17 protein-coding genes are annotated in these 17712 nt (G+C 63.4%); 7 read left to right on the top strand and 10 right to left on the bottom strand.

The genetic code is table 11. From position 1 onward, the window contains the following. Positions 1-16 precede the first annotated feature (16 nt). Positions 17-439, top strand: a complete 423-nt coding sequence (locus tag VXL81_RS16845; RefSeq protein ID WP_340545891.1) for a DUF1499 domain-containing protein — start codon at positions 17-19, stop codon at positions 437-439. An 82-nt stretch (positions 440-521) separates the two neighbouring features. On the opposite strand, the gene VXL81_RS16840 is transcribed toward VXL81_RS16845, so the two are convergent. Next, the gene (locus VXL81_RS16840) at positions 522-809 is read right to left on the bottom strand and encodes a hypothetical protein (protein WP_416555455.1); all 288 of its coding nucleotides are present in this window, start codon (positions 807-809) and stop codon (positions 522-524) included. A 173-nt stretch (positions 810-982) separates the two neighbouring features. Between VXL81_RS16840 and prfA the strand changes: the two genes are divergently transcribed. From prfA to VXL81_RS16825, 3 genes are all read left to right on the top strand, one after another. Further along, on the top strand, positions 983-2038 hold the full coding sequence (gene prfA, locus VXL81_RS16835; RefSeq protein ID WP_340546327.1) for a peptide chain release factor 1: 1056 nt from the start codon (positions 983-985) through the stop codon (positions 2036-2038). Further along, entirely contained in the window at positions 2035-2892 is an 858-nt protein-coding gene (gene prmC, locus VXL81_RS16830) for a peptide chain release factor N(5)-glutamine methyltransferase (RefSeq protein WP_416538953.1), read from the top strand. The genes prfA and prmC overlap by 4 nt, the downstream gene beginning before the upstream one ends. A 224-nt stretch (positions 2893-3116) precedes the next feature. Then, positions 3117-3821, top strand: coding sequence for a DUF4167 domain-containing protein (locus tag VXL81_RS16825; protein ID WP_416555280.1), 705 nt, complete (start codon positions 3117-3119; stop codon positions 3819-3821). Between the two features lie 141 nt (positions 3822-3962). Here VXL81_RS16825 and rsmA read toward each other — a convergent pair whose 3' ends face one another. The 6 genes from rsmA to lptF form a co-directional block, all read right to left on the bottom strand. After that, the gene (gene rsmA, locus VXL81_RS16820; RefSeq protein WP_340545888.1) at positions 3963-4808 is read right to left on the bottom strand and encodes a 16S rRNA (adenine(1518)-N(6)/adenine(1519)-N(6))-dimethyltransferase RsmA; all 846 of its coding nucleotides are present in this window, start codon (positions 4806-4808) and stop codon (positions 3963-3965) included. Positions 4809-4893: 85 nt separating this feature from the next. Then, positions 4894-5898: a 4-hydroxythreonine-4-phosphate dehydrogenase PdxA gene (gene pdxA, locus VXL81_RS16815; protein WP_416546173.1), complete on the bottom strand. Its 1005-nt coding sequence runs from the start codon at positions 5896-5898 to the stop codon at positions 4894-4896. After that, positions 5895-7163, bottom strand: coding sequence for a peptidylprolyl isomerase (locus VXL81_RS16810; RefSeq protein ID WP_416542145.1), 1269 nt, complete (start codon positions 7161-7163; stop codon positions 5895-5897). Before VXL81_RS16810 ends, pdxA begins: the two co-directional genes overlap by 4 nt. Then, entirely contained in the window at positions 7148-9352 is a 2205-nt protein-coding gene (locus VXL81_RS16805) for an LPS-assembly protein LptD (RefSeq protein WP_416555278.1), read from the bottom strand. The genes VXL81_RS16810 and VXL81_RS16805 overlap by 16 nt, the downstream gene beginning before the upstream one ends. Beyond that, positions 9336-10439 (bottom strand): LPS export ABC transporter permease LptG, encoded by a 1104-nt coding sequence (lptG, locus tag VXL81_RS16800; protein ID WP_340545884.1) that lies wholly within the window; start codon positions 10437-10439, stop codon positions 9336-9338. Before lptG ends, VXL81_RS16805 begins: the two co-directional genes overlap by 17 nt. Then, complete coding sequence (gene lptF / locus VXL81_RS16795; RefSeq protein WP_416555276.1) at positions 10436-11587, bottom strand: LPS export ABC transporter permease LptF; 1152 nt, start codon at positions 11585-11587, stop codon at positions 10436-10438. The genes lptG and lptF overlap by 4 nt, the downstream gene beginning before the upstream one ends. Positions 11588-11813: 226 nt before the next feature. Here lptF and VXL81_RS16790 point away from each other — a divergent pair, with 226 nt between their 5' ends. After that, a complete protein-coding gene (locus VXL81_RS16790; RefSeq protein WP_416555273.1) occupies positions 11814-13289 on the top strand; it encodes a leucyl aminopeptidase in 1476 nt (491 codons plus the stop codon). Positions 13290-13309: 20 nt separating this feature from the next. Beyond that, complete coding sequence (locus VXL81_RS16785; RefSeq protein ID WP_416555271.1) at positions 13310-13774, top strand: DNA polymerase III subunit chi; 465 nt, start codon at positions 13310-13312, stop codon at positions 13772-13774. 33 nt (positions 13775-13807) lie between these two features. Here VXL81_RS16785 and VXL81_RS16780 read toward each other — a convergent pair whose 3' ends face one another. The 3 genes from VXL81_RS16780 to VXL81_RS16770 all read right to left on the bottom strand — a co-directional run bounded on the left by VXL81_RS16780 (position 13808) and on the right by VXL81_RS16770 (position 16932). Further along, the gene (locus tag VXL81_RS16780) at positions 13808-14389 is read right to left on the bottom strand and encodes a retropepsin-like aspartic protease family protein (RefSeq protein ID WP_416542149.1); all 582 of its coding nucleotides are present in this window, start codon (positions 14387-14389) and stop codon (positions 13808-13810) included. Positions 14390-14458: 69 nt separating this feature from the next. Continuing rightward, on the bottom strand, positions 14459-15082 hold the full coding sequence (locus VXL81_RS16775) for a MarC family protein (RefSeq protein WP_340545879.1): 624 nt from the start codon (positions 15080-15082) through the stop codon (positions 14459-14461). Continuing rightward, complete coding sequence (locus VXL81_RS16770) at positions 15079-16932, bottom strand: ABC-F family ATP-binding cassette domain-containing protein (RefSeq protein ID WP_340545878.1); 1854 nt, start codon at positions 16930-16932, stop codon at positions 15079-15081. Before VXL81_RS16770 ends, VXL81_RS16775 begins: the two co-directional genes overlap by 4 nt. 256 nt (positions 16933-17188) lie before the next feature. On the opposite strand from VXL81_RS16770, the gene ndk reads away from it, so the two are divergent. Further along, the gene (gene ndk / locus VXL81_RS16765) at positions 17189-17611 is read left to right on the top strand and encodes a nucleoside-diphosphate kinase (RefSeq protein ID WP_340545877.1); all 423 of its coding nucleotides are present in this window, start codon (positions 17189-17191) and stop codon (positions 17609-17611) included. The last annotated feature ends 101 nt before the right edge of the window (positions 17612-17712 follow it).

The raw sequence follows: 17712 nt of genomic DNA, 5'->3' as shown, positions 1-17712 counted from the left end.
AGGGAGAGCGGACCATATGGGTCGAGTGATGATATTTGTCTGGCTGAGCATCGCGGCAGTCGTTGTGGTGCTCGGGTTTATCCGGCTGGCGCCCAGCGATCCGCTGGACTGGAACACCCAGCCGGAATTCACCGAAGACAAGACCTTTCGCGGTGGCGTGTTCCGGGTGCTGCGCAGTGGCGAGGACGGGCTGGAGCGGTTCCACAACGTTGCCAGCAACGCTCCGCGCACCCGTGTGCTGGCCGGTTCGGTTGAGGATGAGATGGTCACCTATGTGACGCGTACGCGGTTTCTGGGCTTTCCCGATTACACCACCGCGCGGCAGGATGGCGATCTGCTGAAAGTCTATGCCCGTCTGCGGTTTGGCCGCTCCGATCTGGGCGCCAACAATGACCGGATCAACAGCTGGATCGCGCAGATGGCGCCCGCACCGCAATAGCGCCCTGATGCGGATCTCCCGGCCGCGTATGCTGCCCGGCCTGATATGACAGGCCAATCTCAACAAACGCATATCGGTGGGATCAGATCCGCGGCAGCGGCTCCGCAGCCGTCGAGATGGCCGGCGCCGTATCAGCCTCAGCCGCAAGGCAGCCCGCCTGAACTTCGCGCCACATCGGCACATTCAGCGACATCTGGCACTGGGCCGTGAACATGCGCCCGTCGACCTGCAGGCAGACAAATTCGCCGAGCTCAACCCGGCTGCCGCTCTTGTCGGTGCAATAACAGTCGATCGTGCGCCCATTCGGCGCGACAACATCGGCCCGAATGGGCGACGCGGTTGCGCTCCAAGCCAGCGCAAACCCCAGCAGATACAGCAAAGAGCGGGGCAGGCCTGGTGTCGCAGGGGGCAGCCACCCAAGCTCAGGCAGGCGGCGCTGCGCATGATCCTTTCCCGCAATATGAGGACTGGCATGTTGCATGACCCTAGCATATCACAAGGGCAGCCTTGCGCAAAAGACAGATCGATACGGATATTGCACGCATGATCCCCGAAGACCGCCTCGAGCAGATTTTACAACGGTTTCAGTATCTTGAGGCCGCAATGGCAGAGGGTGTCGCAGGCGGCGATATTGCGGCTCTGGCCAAGGAATATTCCGATCTGCGCCCGGTTGCCGAGCAGATCAGCGCCTATCGCCGCCTGCTGTCCGATCTTCAGGAAGCAGAAGACATGCTCGCCGATCCCGATATGGCGGCGCTGGCGGAGGAGGAGCTGCCCCAGCTGCGCGCGGCGTTGCCCGAGGCCGAACATGCGCTACAACTGGCGCTGCTGCCCCGGGATGAGGCCGACAGCCGCCCGGCCATTCTGGAAATCCGCCCCGGCACCGGCGGCGATGAGGCGGCCCTGTTCGCCGGGGATCTGCTGCGCATGTATCAGCGCTACGCCGAGGCGCGGGGCTGGGGGTTTGACATCATCGAGGAACAGACAACCGAACTCGGCGGGCTGAAAGAGGTGGTCGCCCATGTCAAAGGCGAAAACGTCTTTGCCCGGTTGAAATATGAGTCCGGTGTCCACCGCGTGCAGCGCGTTCCGGTGACCGAATCCGGCGGGCGCATCCACACCTCTGCCGCCACGGTTGCGGTGCTGCCCGAGGCGGAGGATGTCGATCTGCGCATTGATCCGGCGGATCTGCGGATCGACACCATGCGCGCCTCCGGGGCCGGTGGCCAGCATGTGAACACCACCGATTCCGCTGTGCGGATCACCCATATTCCCACCGGTATTATTGTGGTCAGCTCCGAGAAATCGCAGCACCGCAACCGCGAGATCGCGATGCAGGTCATGCGCACGCGGCTTTACGATCTGGAGCGCCAGCGCATCGACAGTGAACGGTCCGCCGATCGCGCCAGTCAGGTCGGCTCTGGCGACCGGTCGGAGCGGATCCGTACCTACAACTTTCCGCAGGGCCGGATGTCGGATCATCGTATCAACCTGACGCTCTATAAGCTTGACCAGATCATGCAGGGCGATCTGGACGAGATCATCGACGCGCTGACAGCGGACGATCAGGCGCGGCTGCTGGCCGAGATGGGCCAATGAACGCGCCTCAGACAGCCGCTCAGGCGATGGCTGCCGCTGCGGCCCGGCTGCGCGCGGCCGGTGTGCCGGACCCGGCGCGTGATGCGCGGATCCTGCTGGCCCATGCCGCCCGGATCGAGGCCAGCCGCGTGACCCTGATCGCGCCCGAAGATCTGGCGCCTGAAATCGCCGAGCGCTATGAGCAGCTCATCGCCCTGCGCGCCATCCGGGTGCCGGTGTCTCAGCTGATTGGCGAGCGGGAGTTTTATGGCCGCCGCTTCAAGGTCTCCGGCGATGTGCTGGATCCGCGTCCTGAAACCGAAACCCTGATCGAGGCGGCGTTGGCCGAACCGTTCTCGCGGGTGCTGGACCTCGGCCTTGGATCGGGCTGCATTCTGGTCACCCTGCTGGCCGAGCAGCGTGCCGCGACCGGCGTTGGCGTCGATCTGAGCGAAGCTGCCTGCCTTCAGGCGAGCGCCAATGCGGTGCTGCACCGGGTTGAGGCGCGTGCCGAAATCCTGCAGTCGGACTGGTTTTCCGCCGTCGAGGGGAAGTTCGATCTGATTGTCTCCAACCCGCCCTATATCGCACTTGACGAAATGTCGGAGCTTTCGGATGAGGTGCGCGCCCATGAGCCGGAGATGGCGCTGACGGATGGCGGCGACGGGCTTGGCGCCTATCGGACCATCGCCGCCGATCTCGGCGATCATCTGGCCGCAGGGGGGCGGGTCTTTCTGGAGATCGGCCCGACGCAGGGTACGGCGGTCAGTGATCTTCTGCTGTCGGCCGGGTTGAAAGAGGTCCGCATCCTGCCGGATATGGATGGGCGCGACCGGGTGGTCTGTGGCCGCAGCTGTGGCCAAAACAGCTCCTAAACCCGTGAAAATGGCCTGAATTTGCAGTTTCGTAAGAAAAAGCACCGATAATCGCCTGGACCCCCTTGTCTGAAAGGGCGGAACATGATTACTCAAAGAAGTCGCTTTAGGGTGAGGTAAAGAATACCTCCCGGCGACATCAAGCCCAAAATGGTCGATGATCCGGCGCAGAGGCGCGCTGGTATGGATCCACGACAAATACAATCAAGGCTGACGTTAGGCATATGAGATCGTCCAAATCACGTTCGCGTTCCAAGTCGAACCGGAACCGCCCAGCAGGCGCAAATGTTGTCAACCGCGTGTTCGACAGCTCCGGCCCCGAAGGCAAGGTACGCGGAACGCCGCAACAGATCATCGACAAATACAATCAGCTGGCGCGCGATGCCCAGCTGAGCAATGATCGCGTTGCCACCGAGAATTTCCAACAGCATGCTGAGCATTACCTGCGTATGCTGAACGAAGCGCAACGCGAAATTGATGCGCGTCGCGAAGAGCAGGAACGCCAGAACCGCGAGCGTCAGGCTGAGCGGGACCGTGAACGCGCAGAACGTCTGGAGCGCCAGGAACGCGAGGCGGGCAGCCGCTCCGACGATCCGTCCGCCGCGCCCCAGCCCGACGTGATGGATCCGCGCGATGGCAATGGTGACAGTGGCCTGGTGGAAACACCCGAGAGCCGGGATCAGTCCGACAGCGACAGCGACAGCAAACCGGCAAAGCCAGCAGCGCGCAAACCGCGCAGCCGCAAGCCCAAAGCTGAGGGCGACAAGCCTGACAGCAGCTCGACCGATGAGGCAAACGCGGACGCGCCTAAGGCGGGCGCCGATGCCCCGGCAGCAGATGGGGCCGCGGCACCGGAACGCAAACCAGCACCTCGGCGCAAGCCCAAGCCGAAACCCACGGCTGAAGACGCTCCCGAAGCGGCCGAATGATCCGCAGACCGACCGTTCGACCGGATCGACGGATACAGGGATAGATAAAAAGCCCGGTCTCAGCTGAGACCGGGCTTTTCTCTTGTCGGTCACATTGCGGACAGCCTGGGATGGATGTTGTTGCCTGTCTGGCGTGGCTGGTCAGGATTCGTTCTTCAGGCTTCGCGCCAGCGCGCAGAAGGCTTCCAGCCCGACCTGTTCCGCCCGCTCGGTTGGTGGAATGCCCACCGCCACAAGGTGATCCTCAATATCGGGGCTCACGCTCTTGAGACTGGCGCGCAGCATCTTGCGGCGCTGGTTGAAGGCGGCGGCCACCACCTTATTCAGGGTGCCGGCATCTGCCGGATACCGGGGTGCCTCCAGCGCTTTCAGATGCACCACCGCGCTATGGACCTTGGGTGGCGGGCTGAAGGCCTCGGGCGGCAGCGACAGCACGATGCGGGCATCGGCGCGCCATTGCGCCAGCAGCGCCAGTCGTCCATAGGCCTTGCTGCCGGGCTGCGCGACGATCCGTTCGGCGACCTCGCGCTGGAACATCAGCGTCAGGCTCTGCCAGAAGGGCGGCCAGGCCTTTGGTGTCAGCCAGCGCACCAGCAGTTCGGTGCCGACGTTGTAGGGCAGGTTGGCGGCGATGCGGATCGGCGGTGTCAGATGGGTGAGCGGGTTCACCTCCAGCGCGTCACCTTCGATGACCTGCAACCGGCCCGGATAGGCCGCGGCCACCTCTGCGAGTGCGGGGATGCAGCGGCTGTCCTTCTCCACCGCCAGCACGCGCCGCGCGCCTTCGGCCAGCAGACCGCGGGTCAGACCGCCGGGACCGGGACCGATTTCCAGCACGTCGCATTCGCTGAGGTCGCCGGCCTGGCGGGCAATTTTTGCCGTCAGGTTCAGATCCAGAAGAAAATTCTGCCCCAGCGATTTGCGCGCCGAGAGCTGGTGGGTCTCGATCACCTCACGCAGGGGAGGAAGGGAGTCGATAGCGCTCATATCATCTGTACCTTGGGACGGGGCGCAGCGGCTGCGCCTTAGATTTTCATGCCTCCGGCGGGGATATTTCCGGCCAGAAGAAGTTTCAAGTGCTGCTGGCCGCGTTCGGGGTCCGGCGCTGCGCCATGGATTGCGCCAGCCGCAGCGCCTCGATCAGGCTGGAGGGGTTGGCGATCCCCTGACCGGCGATATCGCAGGCAGTGCCGTGATCCGGCGAGGTGCGGATGAACGGCAGCCCCAGCGTGACATTGACGCCGCGATCGAAATCGAGCGTCTTGATCGGGATCAGCGCCTGATCGTGATACATGCAGATCGCCGCGTCATAACGCGCGCGTGCAGCGGCATGGAACATCGTGTCGGCAGGGTGCGGCCCAGAGAGCGTATAGGCGCCGCCCTGCATATCGGCAATCAGCCCGCGCATCCAATCCAGCTCTTCGTGGCCCATGGCGCCATCTTCACCGGCGTGGGGGTTCAGCCCCGCAACTGCAATCCGGGGGTGGGCCAGGCCAAACTGGTCCCGCAGCCCCTGCGCGGTGATTTCAATCGTGCGGCGCAGGCCGTCGGCCGTCAGCTGCTGCGGGACCTGTGACAGGGGGATATGGATGGTGGCGGGCACCACCCGCAGCTCCGGGCTTGCCAACATCATGACGACATTTGGCGTGCCGCCCAGATGGGCGAGAAACTCGGTATGGCCGGGGTAGGCAAATGCGGCGCCGTCAATCAGCGCCTTCTTGTGGATCGGCGCGGTGCAGAGCGCGCTGGCCTCGCCGGATTGCACCAGCGCGACACCGGCCTCAATGGCGCGGATGACACCGGCGGCATTGTCGGGGTTGAGCTGTCCGGGCACGGTTGGGGCGGCAAAGTCGACCCGCAGCACAGGCATAGCGCTGGCACTGACATCGACGGCCTCAGCGGCATTGTCGATCTCTTGCCAGTCTGTTCCCGTGGGCAGGTGTCGCGGATCGCCCAGCCACAGGAACGGGCAACTGTCGCGCAAGTCCTGCCAGGCTTTGACCGCCAGTTCCGGGCCGATGCCCGCCGGTTCCCCACAGCTGAGCGCGATGGGCAAGGGGCGGGCAGGGCGGCTCATTCTCCGCTGATCCGCGCGTCGGCTTTCAGCTGTTCCAGAAGGCTGTCGGCAAAGGCGCCGAGCCGTTGCTGGGTCAGCGCATTGCCGACGCTTTCGCGGCTGGCTTCGGCGTTCACTTCAGCGGTGCGGCCACAGAGCATCAGCAGCATCAGGGTCTGGCCATTGTTGCGGGTCAGCGCCAGCGAGGTCTCATTAGGGTCGAGCTTGGCAAGTTCAATGGCGATATCCTGCGGGATCTCACCCGGCGCCAGGGTCTCGCGGTCCAGTACAGAGGGATCCTGACCCTTGGCCACACCATAGAGATCATCGCAGCTGTCAACCGCATTGACCACCTTGGTGCCAGCGGCCAGCGCCTCGGGGGTGCGGCCTCCGGGCAGATAGTAGGCCGCGTATTCGATGGCGGCGTAGCTGGGTGCGGCGCCGCTGGTTTCGCGCAGATCACGCAGCTGGAACAGGGCAACCGCGCCATCCAGCGGCAGCGGCGCAGTGACTTCACCGGGGCGCAGCGCCAGGACGACCTGTTGCAGCTGGGGGGGCAGGTTGGTCAGCGGCATCCAGGGCAGCCGTCCGCCGCTTTGCCGGGTGGCCGTGGCCGAATATTGCTGCGCGGCCTGCGAAAACGCGCCGGTGGTGGTGATCCGGCTGACCTGTTGGGCGATATCCTCGACCTGGGCGGCATTCTGCGCGTTGATCGGCATGATCAGCTCGGACAGGAGCACCTCGACACCACCGGAACCGGCAAGCCCCATGGCGCGGTCGATCTCTTCCTCGCTGGGGCGGGCCTGTGCCAGATAGCGAGCAGCAACATATTCGCGCCATGCGATGCCGACGCGGGTGAAATCGCGCAGGGTTTCAGGCGCCACGCCGTTCTGACCCAGCACATTCAGGAATTCCTGCAGGCTGAGATTGGCGCGGCCGGCCAGTTCGGTCATACCTGCGACAATTTCTTCTTCGGTCGGCTCGATCCCGGCCTGGGCCAGAACGTCGAGTTTCAACCGGTCCTCGATAAGGTCTTCGCGGGCTTTTTCCAGCGGATCGCCCGGATCGCGCAGCAGGGTCAGGAACCGGGCGCGCTGTTGCAGCTCGTAATTTGTGACCACTGCGTCATTCACCGTCACCGCCGGGGCAAACAGCCCCTGTGCCAGGGCGGCGGGGGCGGGGGCGAAGATCACCGCCGCTGCCAGCGCCACGGCTGTTGCGGTCTGGGTCAGTCGCTGAACGAAGGGGGCCGCATCTTGGGGCCGGAAACTCAGGTGTTTTTGCATGATCGCCTGTACTTCTTGCTGCCGCTGTCCACGGAAAACCCGTTTAACGCGATGGTAAAGCCGAAATCCGTTGTCGGCTCAACACTTGTTGTCGATGTATAGCGCCGGTTGACCGAAAGATCGACCGTCACGCATTCGTTGGAATAGACCAGCCCGAGGCCTGCGCGGGTGGCCCGGGCGTCAGAAATGTCGTAGCGCAGATTGGCGCTGGCGGTCCAGCCGGGGCTGACCTCATAGGCACCGTCGAACCAGAGTTCGGAGACCTCCTCGGCACGGCCTTCGGCGGGATCGGTGCCCAGCCACATATAGGTGCCAGTCAGGCGGCTGCGGTCCGTCATCCAGTCGCCGCGCACCTCCGCCTTGGAGAAGTTGAGTGAGCCGTTCAACAGGCCCCGCGTGGTGATCGCCAGATCGTCGTTCAGCTTCAGCTGTGCGGCCATCAGCAGGTCGGAGGAGGTGCCACCAAGGCCGGAGCTCTTGGTGAACCGACCATCGTCGCTGTCGCGGAACACCTGCCCGATGGTGGCAGAGGCCTGCCAGCCACTGGGCGAGAACCGCGCCCAGTTCAGCCCGAAAGCCACCGTCACCCCGTCCTCGCGCGCATCGGTGGCCGGAAATCGCGACAGATCCAGCAGGTTGCCCCGGTCGAACTCCACGAAATTGCTTTCGTCGTTGGGGACAGCGGTATCGCCGGTATCAGTCCAGCCGATTTGCAGGATCGGTTCCAGAAACTGCGTGGCGCCGGACTGCTCCCGCCGGGTCATCGGGAGGCGAAAGGTAAGCGCGCTGCGTGGGCTGAAGCGAGAGGTGTTATTGGTAAAGACATCGTCGTCATAGACCGCAAAGGCATCCGCCGCAGCGCCCAGCGACCAGTCCGCCACCAGCCCGTTGGCAAAGCGCCAGCTGCGGTGCCAGTCCACATCAAATGTCGCCCGGCCAATATCGCGGCCGCCCGGATCGGTCAGGTTGCCCCGGATGTCGGAGGTTCGGTTATGACCGTGGGTTTCCAGTGACAGGCGCAGCTCGCCACCGATCTGCGTCGGAAAAAACCGCCGTTCATAGTAGAGGTTGCCGACGGAGGAAGGGATCAGATCCTGATTTTCGCTATCTCGCAGTGTCTTGTAGGAAATGGCGCTGGCCCGGAACAGGCTGTCGCGCTCGACCTTGGTCACCACAACTTCGGAGCGGAGCCGGTCCAGATCACGCAGGCCGTAATCGACTAGATAGGCATCATCCGACACCGTCTTGAGATCGAACCGCAGTTTGAACGCATTGGGCAGGTCAAAGGTACCCTCGGCAAAGACATAGCCGCGATCCTCGCCCCGGTAGAGCTCATCCCGGGTATAGGCGCCGTTGATTTCGATCTCGCCACGGCGGAAGGCCTGACGATAGCGCATGTCCAGCGTCCGGGTGCGCGACGACAGATAGGGCGACAGCGTCAGGTCACGATGTGGGCCGATGGTCAGGAAATATGGCAGTTTCACCCCAGTGCCGAGGTTCGAGGTGGTGCGGATCGACGGAATCAGAAATCCATTGGCGCGCTCCAGCGTCGGGTCGGGGAGGCGGATGCCGGGGAAATAGAACACTGGCGTGTCCAAAATCCGCAGCTGGGCGTTCTCCAGATAGAGCTGGCGCTCCTGCTGATCATGGGTGATCCGCTCTGCCCGGATCTGCCAGAGCGGCGGCCGTCCGTCGGTGCAGACATGGCAGGAGGTGACGGCGGTTTTGTAAAGCTGCGTGTAGCGGCCGCCAACGCGGGTCATCTGTAGCGAGGCCAGTTGCAGCTGCTGCTGAAACACCATGCGCGCGCCCACCAGCAGGCCATTGCGCAGATCCCGGTCCAGCTCGGCAGCATCAGCCAGAATGGTGATATCGCCGCCTTCGTCGATGCGAATGGGGCCTTCAATCTGCAGGGCGCCTTGGGTCTGATCAAAAGTGACCTTCCGCGCGCGGAGCCTGACATCGCCTTGGAACGCTTCGACATTACCTTCGGCCACCAGGGTACGATCCGGGGTGATGAACAGCTGATCGGCCACAAGAATTGCGGGCGCATCAGCCGATTGCGCAGCGGCGCCGGGGCGGGCGCTCTGGGCATGGGCGACATCGCTCAGCGCCAGCTGGCCAACCGCCAGCCAGGGAAGAACCGTCGAGAGTAGCAGGGCGCGGCGCATGTTATCCGTCCTCGGCATGTAAGAGTAATCCCATCGTCAGCAGGATCGCCGCCACCGGCGGCGCCCAGCCGGCCAACGCCACGGGGATCTGGCCGTTTTCCCCCAGGATCTGGGCGAAATTGCGCAGAAAATAAAGTCCGAACCCCAGCAGCACCGCTGTCAGCACCGCCAGTCCGGTGCCGCCAAACCGCGTATGCCGCATGGTAAAGGCGGCGCCAACCAGCGCCATGGCGATCAGGAATAGCGGTCGGGCCAGTTCCACCTGCAACCAGACCTCATAGCGCTTGGTGGAGAACCCGGCCTCGGACAACTCGCGGATCGTAGCGGGCAGATCGTATACCGATATCCCGGTCGCAGTGCCCAGCGTGTCGCGAATCCGCTCCGATGTCAGCGTGGTCGAGAGGCGCAATGTCGGGTGCCGCTCGGCGTTGGTCTCGGGGTTCACACCCACGATGAGCGGCCAGACCTTGGCTTTGGTCAGCACCCAGTCGCCCCCATCCAGCGTTGCCTGTTCCGCAAGGGTCTGGCGGATCGGACGGCCTTCGGGGCCGTAAGAGAGGATCGTCACATCATGGAGCGTGATATCGCCGGTATCGCCGCTGTAACCGGTGGCGTGGATGACCGATTGCCCCAGCGCGCCGCCCTGCCGCAGCCACAGGCCCTCACCGGTCAGCGACAGCGCCGCCGGGCCGCCGTTGCGGTAGGTCTCCGCCAGATCGCGGTAGCGGTTGGAGGTCGCCGCCACGATCGGGTTCAACGTGCTGACAGCCAGCACCCCGATCAGCGCCGCCAGCAGCACCGGAGCCGCCAGCGCGCGGATGCCCGAGCGGCCAATGGCGCGGGTCACCACCAGCTCGCTGCTGCGCGCCAGCCCGATGAACAGCACGATGGTGGTGAGGATCATGATCAACGGCAGAAATTCACTCAGCGCCGCAGGGGTATTGAGCAGCGTCAGGCCGAACAGTTGGCCCAGCGAAAGGTCCTGCGCCTCAAACCGGCGGATCTGCTCATTCAGGTCGATCAACATCACAAGCGTTAATAGGACGCCGCAAATCACTGCAAACCATTGCAAAAAGCGGCGCGCGTAATACAGGTCCAGGGTCATGTGGCGCGCTCCCTGCGGGTTTGGCGGCTATGGCGCCGCCGCGCCAGCAGCGGTCCCAGCGGCTTGGCCGCCAATTGCAGAAACGCCAGCCCGACCAGCAGCCCGATCAGCGTCGGCAGGTAGATCAGCGGCCAGAGATCGGCGTTGTGCAGCACCGGCTCGGAGACCACGCCGCGCAGCCCTTCGACAAAGATCAGCAGCACAAAGGCAAGAAGCGCCTGCCGCCAGACCCCAAATCGCGAGAAACCGCCCAGCATCAGGGAGGCAAAGCCGATCAGCACCACGGCGACACAGACCAGGGCACGGGCAAACCGCAGGTGCAGCTCTTCTGCCAGCGCGCCGGCACTATAGGGACCATCGGCGATCAGATTCGGCATCTCGCGCAGCAGCTCCAGGCTGGGGATGGCGCGGATATTGCGGGTTTTTTCTTCAGCTTTGTTGGCAAGGCTGCTGATATCATAGGAGAAATCGGAAAAAATGGTAGAAGACAAGCGCCGGGTCTCAGCGTCGATACGCTGTGACATGCCATCGACCATCACCAGATGGGTTCTGTCGTCGTCGCGCACCAGATAGGCCTTGCCGCCGGTATAGGTGACGCTTTCTGCCGGGTTGCGGCGATCCGACAGGAACACGTCATTGAGCGTCCCATCGGGGTCAATCCGACCAATGTAGAAGGTGACGCCGCGCGCCGGATGCAGGAAATCGCCTTCGCTCAGCAGCTTGGCCGTCACGTTGCGGGCGACCTCGGATTCGCGCTGCTCCAGCGTCGCGATGGAGGCAGGCAGCAGAACATGGGTCAGGATCGACATCATCAGCACGGTGATCAGGCCAAAGGCCAGCGCCGGTTTCGCCATCTGCCAGGGGCTGGTGCCGGTGGCCCGCAGAACCGTCAGTTCGCTTTCGCTGTTGAGCCGGTTGGTCACCCAGACCGATGCGGCAAAGGCCGCAACCGGCAGCACCATACGCACCAGATTCGGCAGGGCAAGGGCGGTGAATTCCAGGAAAACCAAGGCCGACTGCCCGTCGCCGATCAGCCGGTCAAACAGCACCACCGCGCGGTTGATCCAGAATACGGCCACCAGAATCAAGGCAAAGAACCCAAAAAACAGCAGGTATTGGGACAGCACATATCTGTCGTATCGTGACACGCGATCCCCCCAGATCCTACTGCCCTTGTTTTGAGGAGACCTTAGAGGATTTGTTGGCCGGGGAAAACTGCATTCTGCGGACGCGCGACAGTCGGCCGGTGGCCGCCCGCTAGCGCGTTCGGCGCATCCTTCGACGGCGGTCAAACCATATCTGGCCCTAGTCATTGTCGCACAGGCAGGCTACCTGTTGGGGATTGAGGAATTGACCCTGACAGGAGCCCCGCACATGCGTCCGCTGACCCCTACACGTTTTGTCGAATTTGATCCCAAGACCCTCTCCGAGATTGAGGGCCGTGTGGTGGTTCAGATCACCCCGGAGGGGACATTGGGGCAGGCAGCGCGCACGGCAAACCGGCTGACCAAAGGGGCGCTGGCACGTCTTGTTGAAGCAAAGGGTTTTGAGAAGACCAAGGCGGGCGATGTGATTTCGCTGGCCTGGCCCGCTGGCATGAAAGCCGAGGCGCTGGATATTCTGGTCACCCCGCGCAAGATCAGCGCGATCGAGGCGCGCAAGGCCGGCGCCAAGCTGGCCGCGCGCAGCGATGGAAAATCGGTGACGGTGATGGCAGGCTCCATGCCACGCGCTGCGGATCTGGCGCTGGGGATGGCGCTGCGCGACTATCGCTTTGACGATCACAAGACCGGCGACAAGGCCCCCTCCGACGCTGAGGTGGTGATCGCCCATAAATCCCCCGCCGATGTCGAGGCCGCCTATGGCCCGCTGGCAGCCGTGGCCGAAGGTGTCCACATGACCCGCGATCTGGTCAATGAGCCTGCCAATGTGCTGACCACTACAGAATTTGCCAATCGGCTGGCGGAGATGGAAAGCCTCGGACTGAAGGTTGAGGTGCTCGACGAGGACCAGCTGGAAGAGCTGGGCATGCGGACGCTGCTCTGCGTGGGGCAGGGGTCCGACAGCCCGTCGAAAGTGGTGGTGATGCAGTGGAACGGCGGCGAAACCGATGCCGCACCGCTGGCGCTGGTGGGCAAGGGCGTGGTGTTTGACACTGGCGGCATCTCGCTGAAACCGGGCGCGGGCATGGAAGACATGACCATGGATATGGGCGGTGCAGGCGTTGTTGCGGGCACCATGCGGGCGCTGGCCCTGCGCAAGGCGAAAGCCAATGTGGTCGGTCTTGTCGGGCTGGTCGAGAACATGCCGTCTGGCAATGCGACCCGCCCGGGCGATGTCATCAGATCCATGAAGGGTGACACCGTCGAGGTGATCAATACCGACGCCGAGGGGCGCTTGGTTCTCTGCGACGTGATGTGGTACGCGCAGGAGCGCTTCAAACCGGTGGGCATGATCGACCTCGCCACCCTGACTGGCGCCATTATTATCGGCCTTGGCCATGAAAACGCGGGCGTCTTCTCCAATGACGACACCTTCTGCAACCGCTTCCTGAAAGCCGCCGAAGCCGAGGGCGAGGGCGCCTGGCGGATGCCTCTGGGCAAGGCCTATGACGACATGCTGAAATCGCGCATTGCCGACATGAAGAACATCGGTGGCCGCCCGGCCGGGTCGATCACCGCCGCGCAGTTCCTGCAACGTTTCGTCAAGGAAGACACCCCCTGGATCCATCTGGATATCGCAGGCGTCGCCTCGGTCAAGACAGACACCGACTACGCCCCCAAAGGCGCGACCGGCTGGGGCGTCATGGCGTTGAACCGGCTGGTGCAGAATATGTTCGAGACGGACTGAGACAGGCAGAGATACAGACCATGGGGGCGGCCTATTTCTACCATCTGACCCGGCGTTCGCTTGAAGAGACGCTGCCGGTCCTCCTCGACAAGGCGCTTGGCGCCGGGTGGCGCATTGTCGTGCGCGGGGTGGACCGGCAGCGGATCACGCAGCTGGACGAACGGCTATGGCTTGGGCCGGAGGATCAGTTTCTTCCGCATGGTATTCTCGGCGGCCCCCATGATGCGCTTCAGCCCGTTCTGCTCAGCCATGAGACGACGCCGGTGCCCGGTACCAGCTGCCTGATGGCGGTGGATGGCGCCGAGGTCACGGCGGAGGAGGTTGCCGCGCTGGAGCGGGTCTGCATTCTGTTTGACGGCACCAACCCGGACGCGGTGGCCCGCGCACGGGTGCAGTGGAAATCCCTCACCGATGCGGGATGCTCAGCGCAATATTGGTCCGAAGAGAGCGGGCGCTGGGAGAAAAAGGCCGAGAAAACCGCCTAGGTATCAACCCGCGAAGGGGGGGCGGCGCTGGCCTCAGCGCGTCAGGATCAGCGATCCGTTGCGGATCTCTATGCTGGACCAGCGTTGCAGGTAATCCATCCCCAGGAGCGACTGATCCATCTGCCCCTCGTTCACCGAAAGCGTGATATCGCGGTCAGTGATGCCGCCCAGCGACATGCTCTTGACCGTGGCCAGCGCAGTGCGCACCTCGCCATTGGCGGTGCGCGCCCGCCCCAGATAGGCAAGGCTTTCGGGATCAATGCCAACCCGTCGGGCATCTTCACCGTTCAGCACCACGGCGCTGGCGCCGGTATCGACCAGGAAGCGCACCGGCACCTCGTTGACATCGACGGTCAGATAATAATGCCCGTCGCGCGCACGCGGCACATCCACGCGCCCCTCGTCGCGCATCACCACCTGCTGCGGCTGCACCGTGCTGCGGATGTCCTCCCACAGGCCGTAACCGGCTATCACGCCAAGAAAGATGAACGCCCAGATCGCCAGCTGCTGCACGGTTTTGCCCAGCCCCTGCCGGTTCTGCACAAACACCCAGGAGCCAACCGCGACCAGCAGCAACACCAGATAGATCAATCGTGGAGTTTCGATGCCGTCCAACCTGTTTCTCCTGCCTTGCGCCGATCTCTCCCCTCAATATGGGGAGGCACCCGGAAAGTTTCGAGAGGCTCAGCCCCCGGCAAATCCAAAGGCCTGCAACCCGTCCAGCACGAATTGCACCGACAGCGCGGCCAGCAGCATCCCCAGCAGCCGTGTCACAACAGTAATGCCGGTCTTGCCCAGCAGCCGTTCAAACAGGCCGGAGAACAGGCACATCAGCAACAGGATGCTCAGCACTGCAAAGACCACCGCCATCACCATGGCAAATCCGGCAAACCCCGGCTGCTGACCGGTCAGCAGGATCACCGTGGCAATTGAGCCCGGCCCGGCAATCAGCGGGATCGCCAGTGGAAAGACCGAGGGATCGTCAAAGTCATCTTCCTCGCTGCGGTCCTCGCGCCGCTTGTTGCGACGTTCAAACAACATGTCGAGCGCGGTCAGGAACAGCAGAACGCCGCCGGCGATGCGAAAGGCGGCCATGGAAATCCCGGCAAACCCCAGCACCGCCTCGCCAAAGGCCGCAAACACCGCCAGCAGCACCGCAGCGGTGATGGTGGAGCGCAGGGCAATCGCCCGCCGCTGCGCTGGCGTCATGCCCTGGGTCAGCGCCAGAAAGATCGGCGTCAATCCAATCGGATCGACAATCACGAACAGCGTCACAAAGGAGGTGATCAAAAAGGCGGTATCGATCATAGCGCTTCTGCCTTTTCCAGTTTTTCAACCGCCTTCAGCCACAGATCCTCTGCCCGGTCCTGCGCCTCCATCACCTCGGCGTATTTGCGCTGCCAGACCAGCGCCTCATCCTTGCGATCTTCGTCATAGAGGGCAGGATCGGCCAGTTTCTTGGCCAGTTTGTCGCGCATTTCGCTGACCTTCTCCAGCCGTGCCTCGCCTTTGCGCACCTCGGCGCGCAGCGCCTGTAGCGCATCGCGCGACGGGCGTTTGGGCTTTTCCGCCTTGGCCTTGGATTTGCCCGCCGGTTTGTCCCGTGTAAGCAGCAGATCGCGGTAGGAGGGCAGATCGCCCTCATAGGGTTTCACCGTGCCGCCGGAGACCAGCCACAGCCGGTCGGCAACAAGGCTGAGCAGGTGCATATCGTGGCTGACCAGAATGACCGCGCCGGAATAGGCGGTCAGCGCCTCCACCAGCGCCTCGCGGCTTTCGATATCCAGGTGGTTGGTCGGCTCGTCGAGGATCAGCAGATGCGGCGCGGGCAGGGTGGCCAGCAGCAGCGACAGACGCGCCTTTTGCCCACCAGAGAGGCGCCCGACCTCGGTATCCGCCTGATCCGACCCGAGACCAAAGCCTGCCAGCCTTGCGCGCAGACGGGCCTGGCCCTCATTGGGGCGTTCGCGTTGCAGATGCTGCAACGGGGTTTCGTCAATATGCAGCTCATCGACCTGATGCTGGGCAAAGAAGCCGATCCGCAGCTTGCTGGACTGGGTCATCTTGCCCGTCATTACATCCAGCCGGCCCGACAGCATCTTGGAGAGGGTGGATTTGCCCTCACCGTTTTTGCCCAGAAGCGCAATGCGGTCGTCCTGATCAATCCGCAGGTCCAGCCGACTCAGGATCGTGGTGCCGTCATAGCCCACCGATGCGCCCTCGGTGGCGATGATCGGCGGCGACAGTTCTTCGGGTTCGGGAAAGGTGAAGACTGTGCGCGCGGCGTCTTCGGGCGCGCGGATGGTCTCCATCTTCTCCAGCATCTTGACGCGGCTCTGCGCCTGTTTGGCCTTGCTTGCCTTGGCCTTGAACCGGTCGACAAAGGCCTGCAAATGCGCCCGGCGGGCGTCCTGCTTCTTGGCCTGTGCCGCCTGATTGGCGCGGTTGGCAGCGCGCTGGCGGGCAAACTGATCATAGTTGCCGGAATAAAACGTCAGCCCGAGATCTTCGAGATGCAGGATGCCATTCACTGAGCGGTTCAGCAGCTCGCGGTCGTGGCTGATGATGATCACGGTGTGCGGATACTTGACCAGATAGGCCTCCAGCCACAGTGCGCCTTCCAGGTCCAGATAGTTGGTCGGCTCATCGAGCAGCAGCAGATCGGGCTGCGAAAACAGCACCGCCGCCAGCGCGACCCGCATCCGCCAGCCACCGGAGAAATCCGAACAGGGGCGCTGCTGCGCCTCATAGTCAAACCCCAGCCCCTTCAGGATCGAGGCGGCGCGCGCTTCGGCGGACCAGGCGTCGATATCGGCAAGGCGGGTCTGGATTTCGGCAATCCGGCCCGGATCCTGTGCGGTCTCGGCCTCCGCCAGCAGCTCGGCGCGCTCGGTATCGGCGGCCAGCACCGTATCGATCAGCGACACACCCGAGGCTGGCGCCTCCTGCGCGACACCGCCAATGCGCGACCGGCTGGGCAGCGAGATGCTGCCGGATTCCAGCGAGAGCTCATTGCGGATGAGGCGGAACAGGGTGGTCTTGCCGGTGCCGTTGCGGCCCACCAATCCGACCTTGTGGCCTGTGGGGATCGTGGCGCTGGCGCCATCGAACAATAGACGGCCTTCGACCGCATAGGAGATATCGCTGATACGTAACATGGCAGCGGTGTGACCCAGTGACCCGGTGCTGTCAATTGGCCTCGGGGCGTCCAATGGGCCAAAGCGTGCCGCGATGCGTCCGAACGGACATATATGTCGCGACTCTGGCCTGCTACTTTGGCGCGCCGATGGCCCGCACGGGGCAGCGGCAGTGCAACAACCCCCTTCCCATGGCGCGCAAGCCATGCTAGGCGGCGCGCGAAGTTTCCGGTCCCGGGAGGTCCATCCCGCGACCCAAATTGCAGGAGTATGCCAAATGGCTCTGGAACGTACCTTTTCGATCATCAAACCCGATGCAACCCGTCGCAACCTGACCGGCAAGATCAACGCGAAGTTCGAAGACGCAGGTCTGCGCATCGTCGCGCAGAAGCGCATCCACATGACCAAAGAGCAGGCCGGCGTGTTCTACGCTGTCCACGCTGAGCGTCCCTTCTACGACGAACTCTGCGAATTCATGTCCTCCGAGCCGGTTGTTGTGCAGGTTCTGGAAGGTGAAAACGCCATCGCGAAAAACCGCGAAATCATGGGCGCGACCAACCCCGCAGACGCGGCTCCCGGCACCATCCGCGCCGAATTCGCCGAATCCGTCGGCGAAAACTCCGTTCACGGGTCCGACGCACCGGAAACCGCAGCGGTTGAAATCGCCTATTTCTTCTCCGGTCTGGAGCTGGTCGGCTAAGCCACCGCTGTTTCAGCCTGACTAAAATTTGAAAAGGCCGCTCCGGATCATCCGGCGCGGCCTTTTTCTTGCGGTCACGGGTATCACATGGTCATGATGCC

This window comes from Phaeobacter sp. JH204B (assembly GCF_048055755.1).
Lineage (GTDB): Bacteria > Pseudomonadota > Alphaproteobacteria > Rhodobacterales > Rhodobacteraceae > Phaeobacter > Phaeobacter bryozoorum.
The sequence above is the reverse complement of the archived record's forward strand: the minus strand, read 5'-3'. Positions and strand labels throughout refer to the sequence as shown.

Coding starts and splice junctions, on each gene's coding strand:
- VXL81_RS16845 (WP_340545891.1), top strand. CDS start 17: ATGGGTCGAGTGATGATATTTGTCTGGCTGAGCATCGCGGCAGTCGTT.
- prfA (WP_340546327.1), top strand. CDS start 983: ATGATCCCCGAAGACCGCCTCGAGCAGATTTTACAACGGTTTCAGTAT.
- prmC (WP_416538953.1), top strand. CDS start 2,035: ATGAACGCGCCTCAGACAGCCGCTCAGGCGATGGCTGCCGCTGCGGCC.
- VXL81_RS16825 (WP_416555280.1), top strand. CDS start 3,117: ATGAGATCGTCCAAATCACGTTCGCGTTCCAAGTCGAACCGGAACCGC.
- rsmA (WP_340545888.1), bottom strand. CDS start 4,808: ATGAGCGCTATCGACTCCCTTCCTCCCCTGCGTGAGGTGATCGAGACC.
- pdxA (WP_416546173.1), bottom strand. CDS start 5,898: ATGAGCCGCCCTGCCCGCCCCTTGCCCATCGCGCTCAGCTGTGGGGAA.
- VXL81_RS16810 (WP_416542145.1), bottom strand. CDS start 7,163: ATGCAAAAACACCTGAGTTTCCGGCCCCAAGATGCGGCCCCCTTCGTT.
- VXL81_RS16805 (WP_416555278.1), bottom strand. CDS start 9,352: ATGCCGAGGACGGATAACATGCGCCGCGCCCTGCTACTCTCGACGGTT.
- lptG (WP_340545884.1), bottom strand. CDS start 10,439: ATGACCCTGGACCTGTATTACGCGCGCCGCTTTTTGCAATGGTTTGCA.
- VXL81_RS16790 (WP_416555273.1), top strand. CDS start 11,814: ATGCGTCCGCTGACCCCTACACGTTTTGTCGAATTTGATCCCAAGACC.
- VXL81_RS16785 (WP_416555271.1), top strand. CDS start 13,310: ATGGGGGCGGCCTATTTCTACCATCTGACCCGGCGTTCGCTTGAAGAG.
- VXL81_RS16775 (WP_340545879.1), bottom strand. CDS start 15,082: ATGATCGATACCGCCTTTTTGATCACCTCCTTTGTGACGCTGTTCGTG.
- VXL81_RS16770 (WP_340545878.1), bottom strand. CDS start 16,932: ATGTTACGTATCAGCGATATCTCCTATGCGGTCGAAGGCCGTCTATTG.
- ndk (WP_340545877.1), top strand. CDS start 17,189: ATGGCTCTGGAACGTACCTTTTCGATCATCAAACCCGATGCAACCCGT.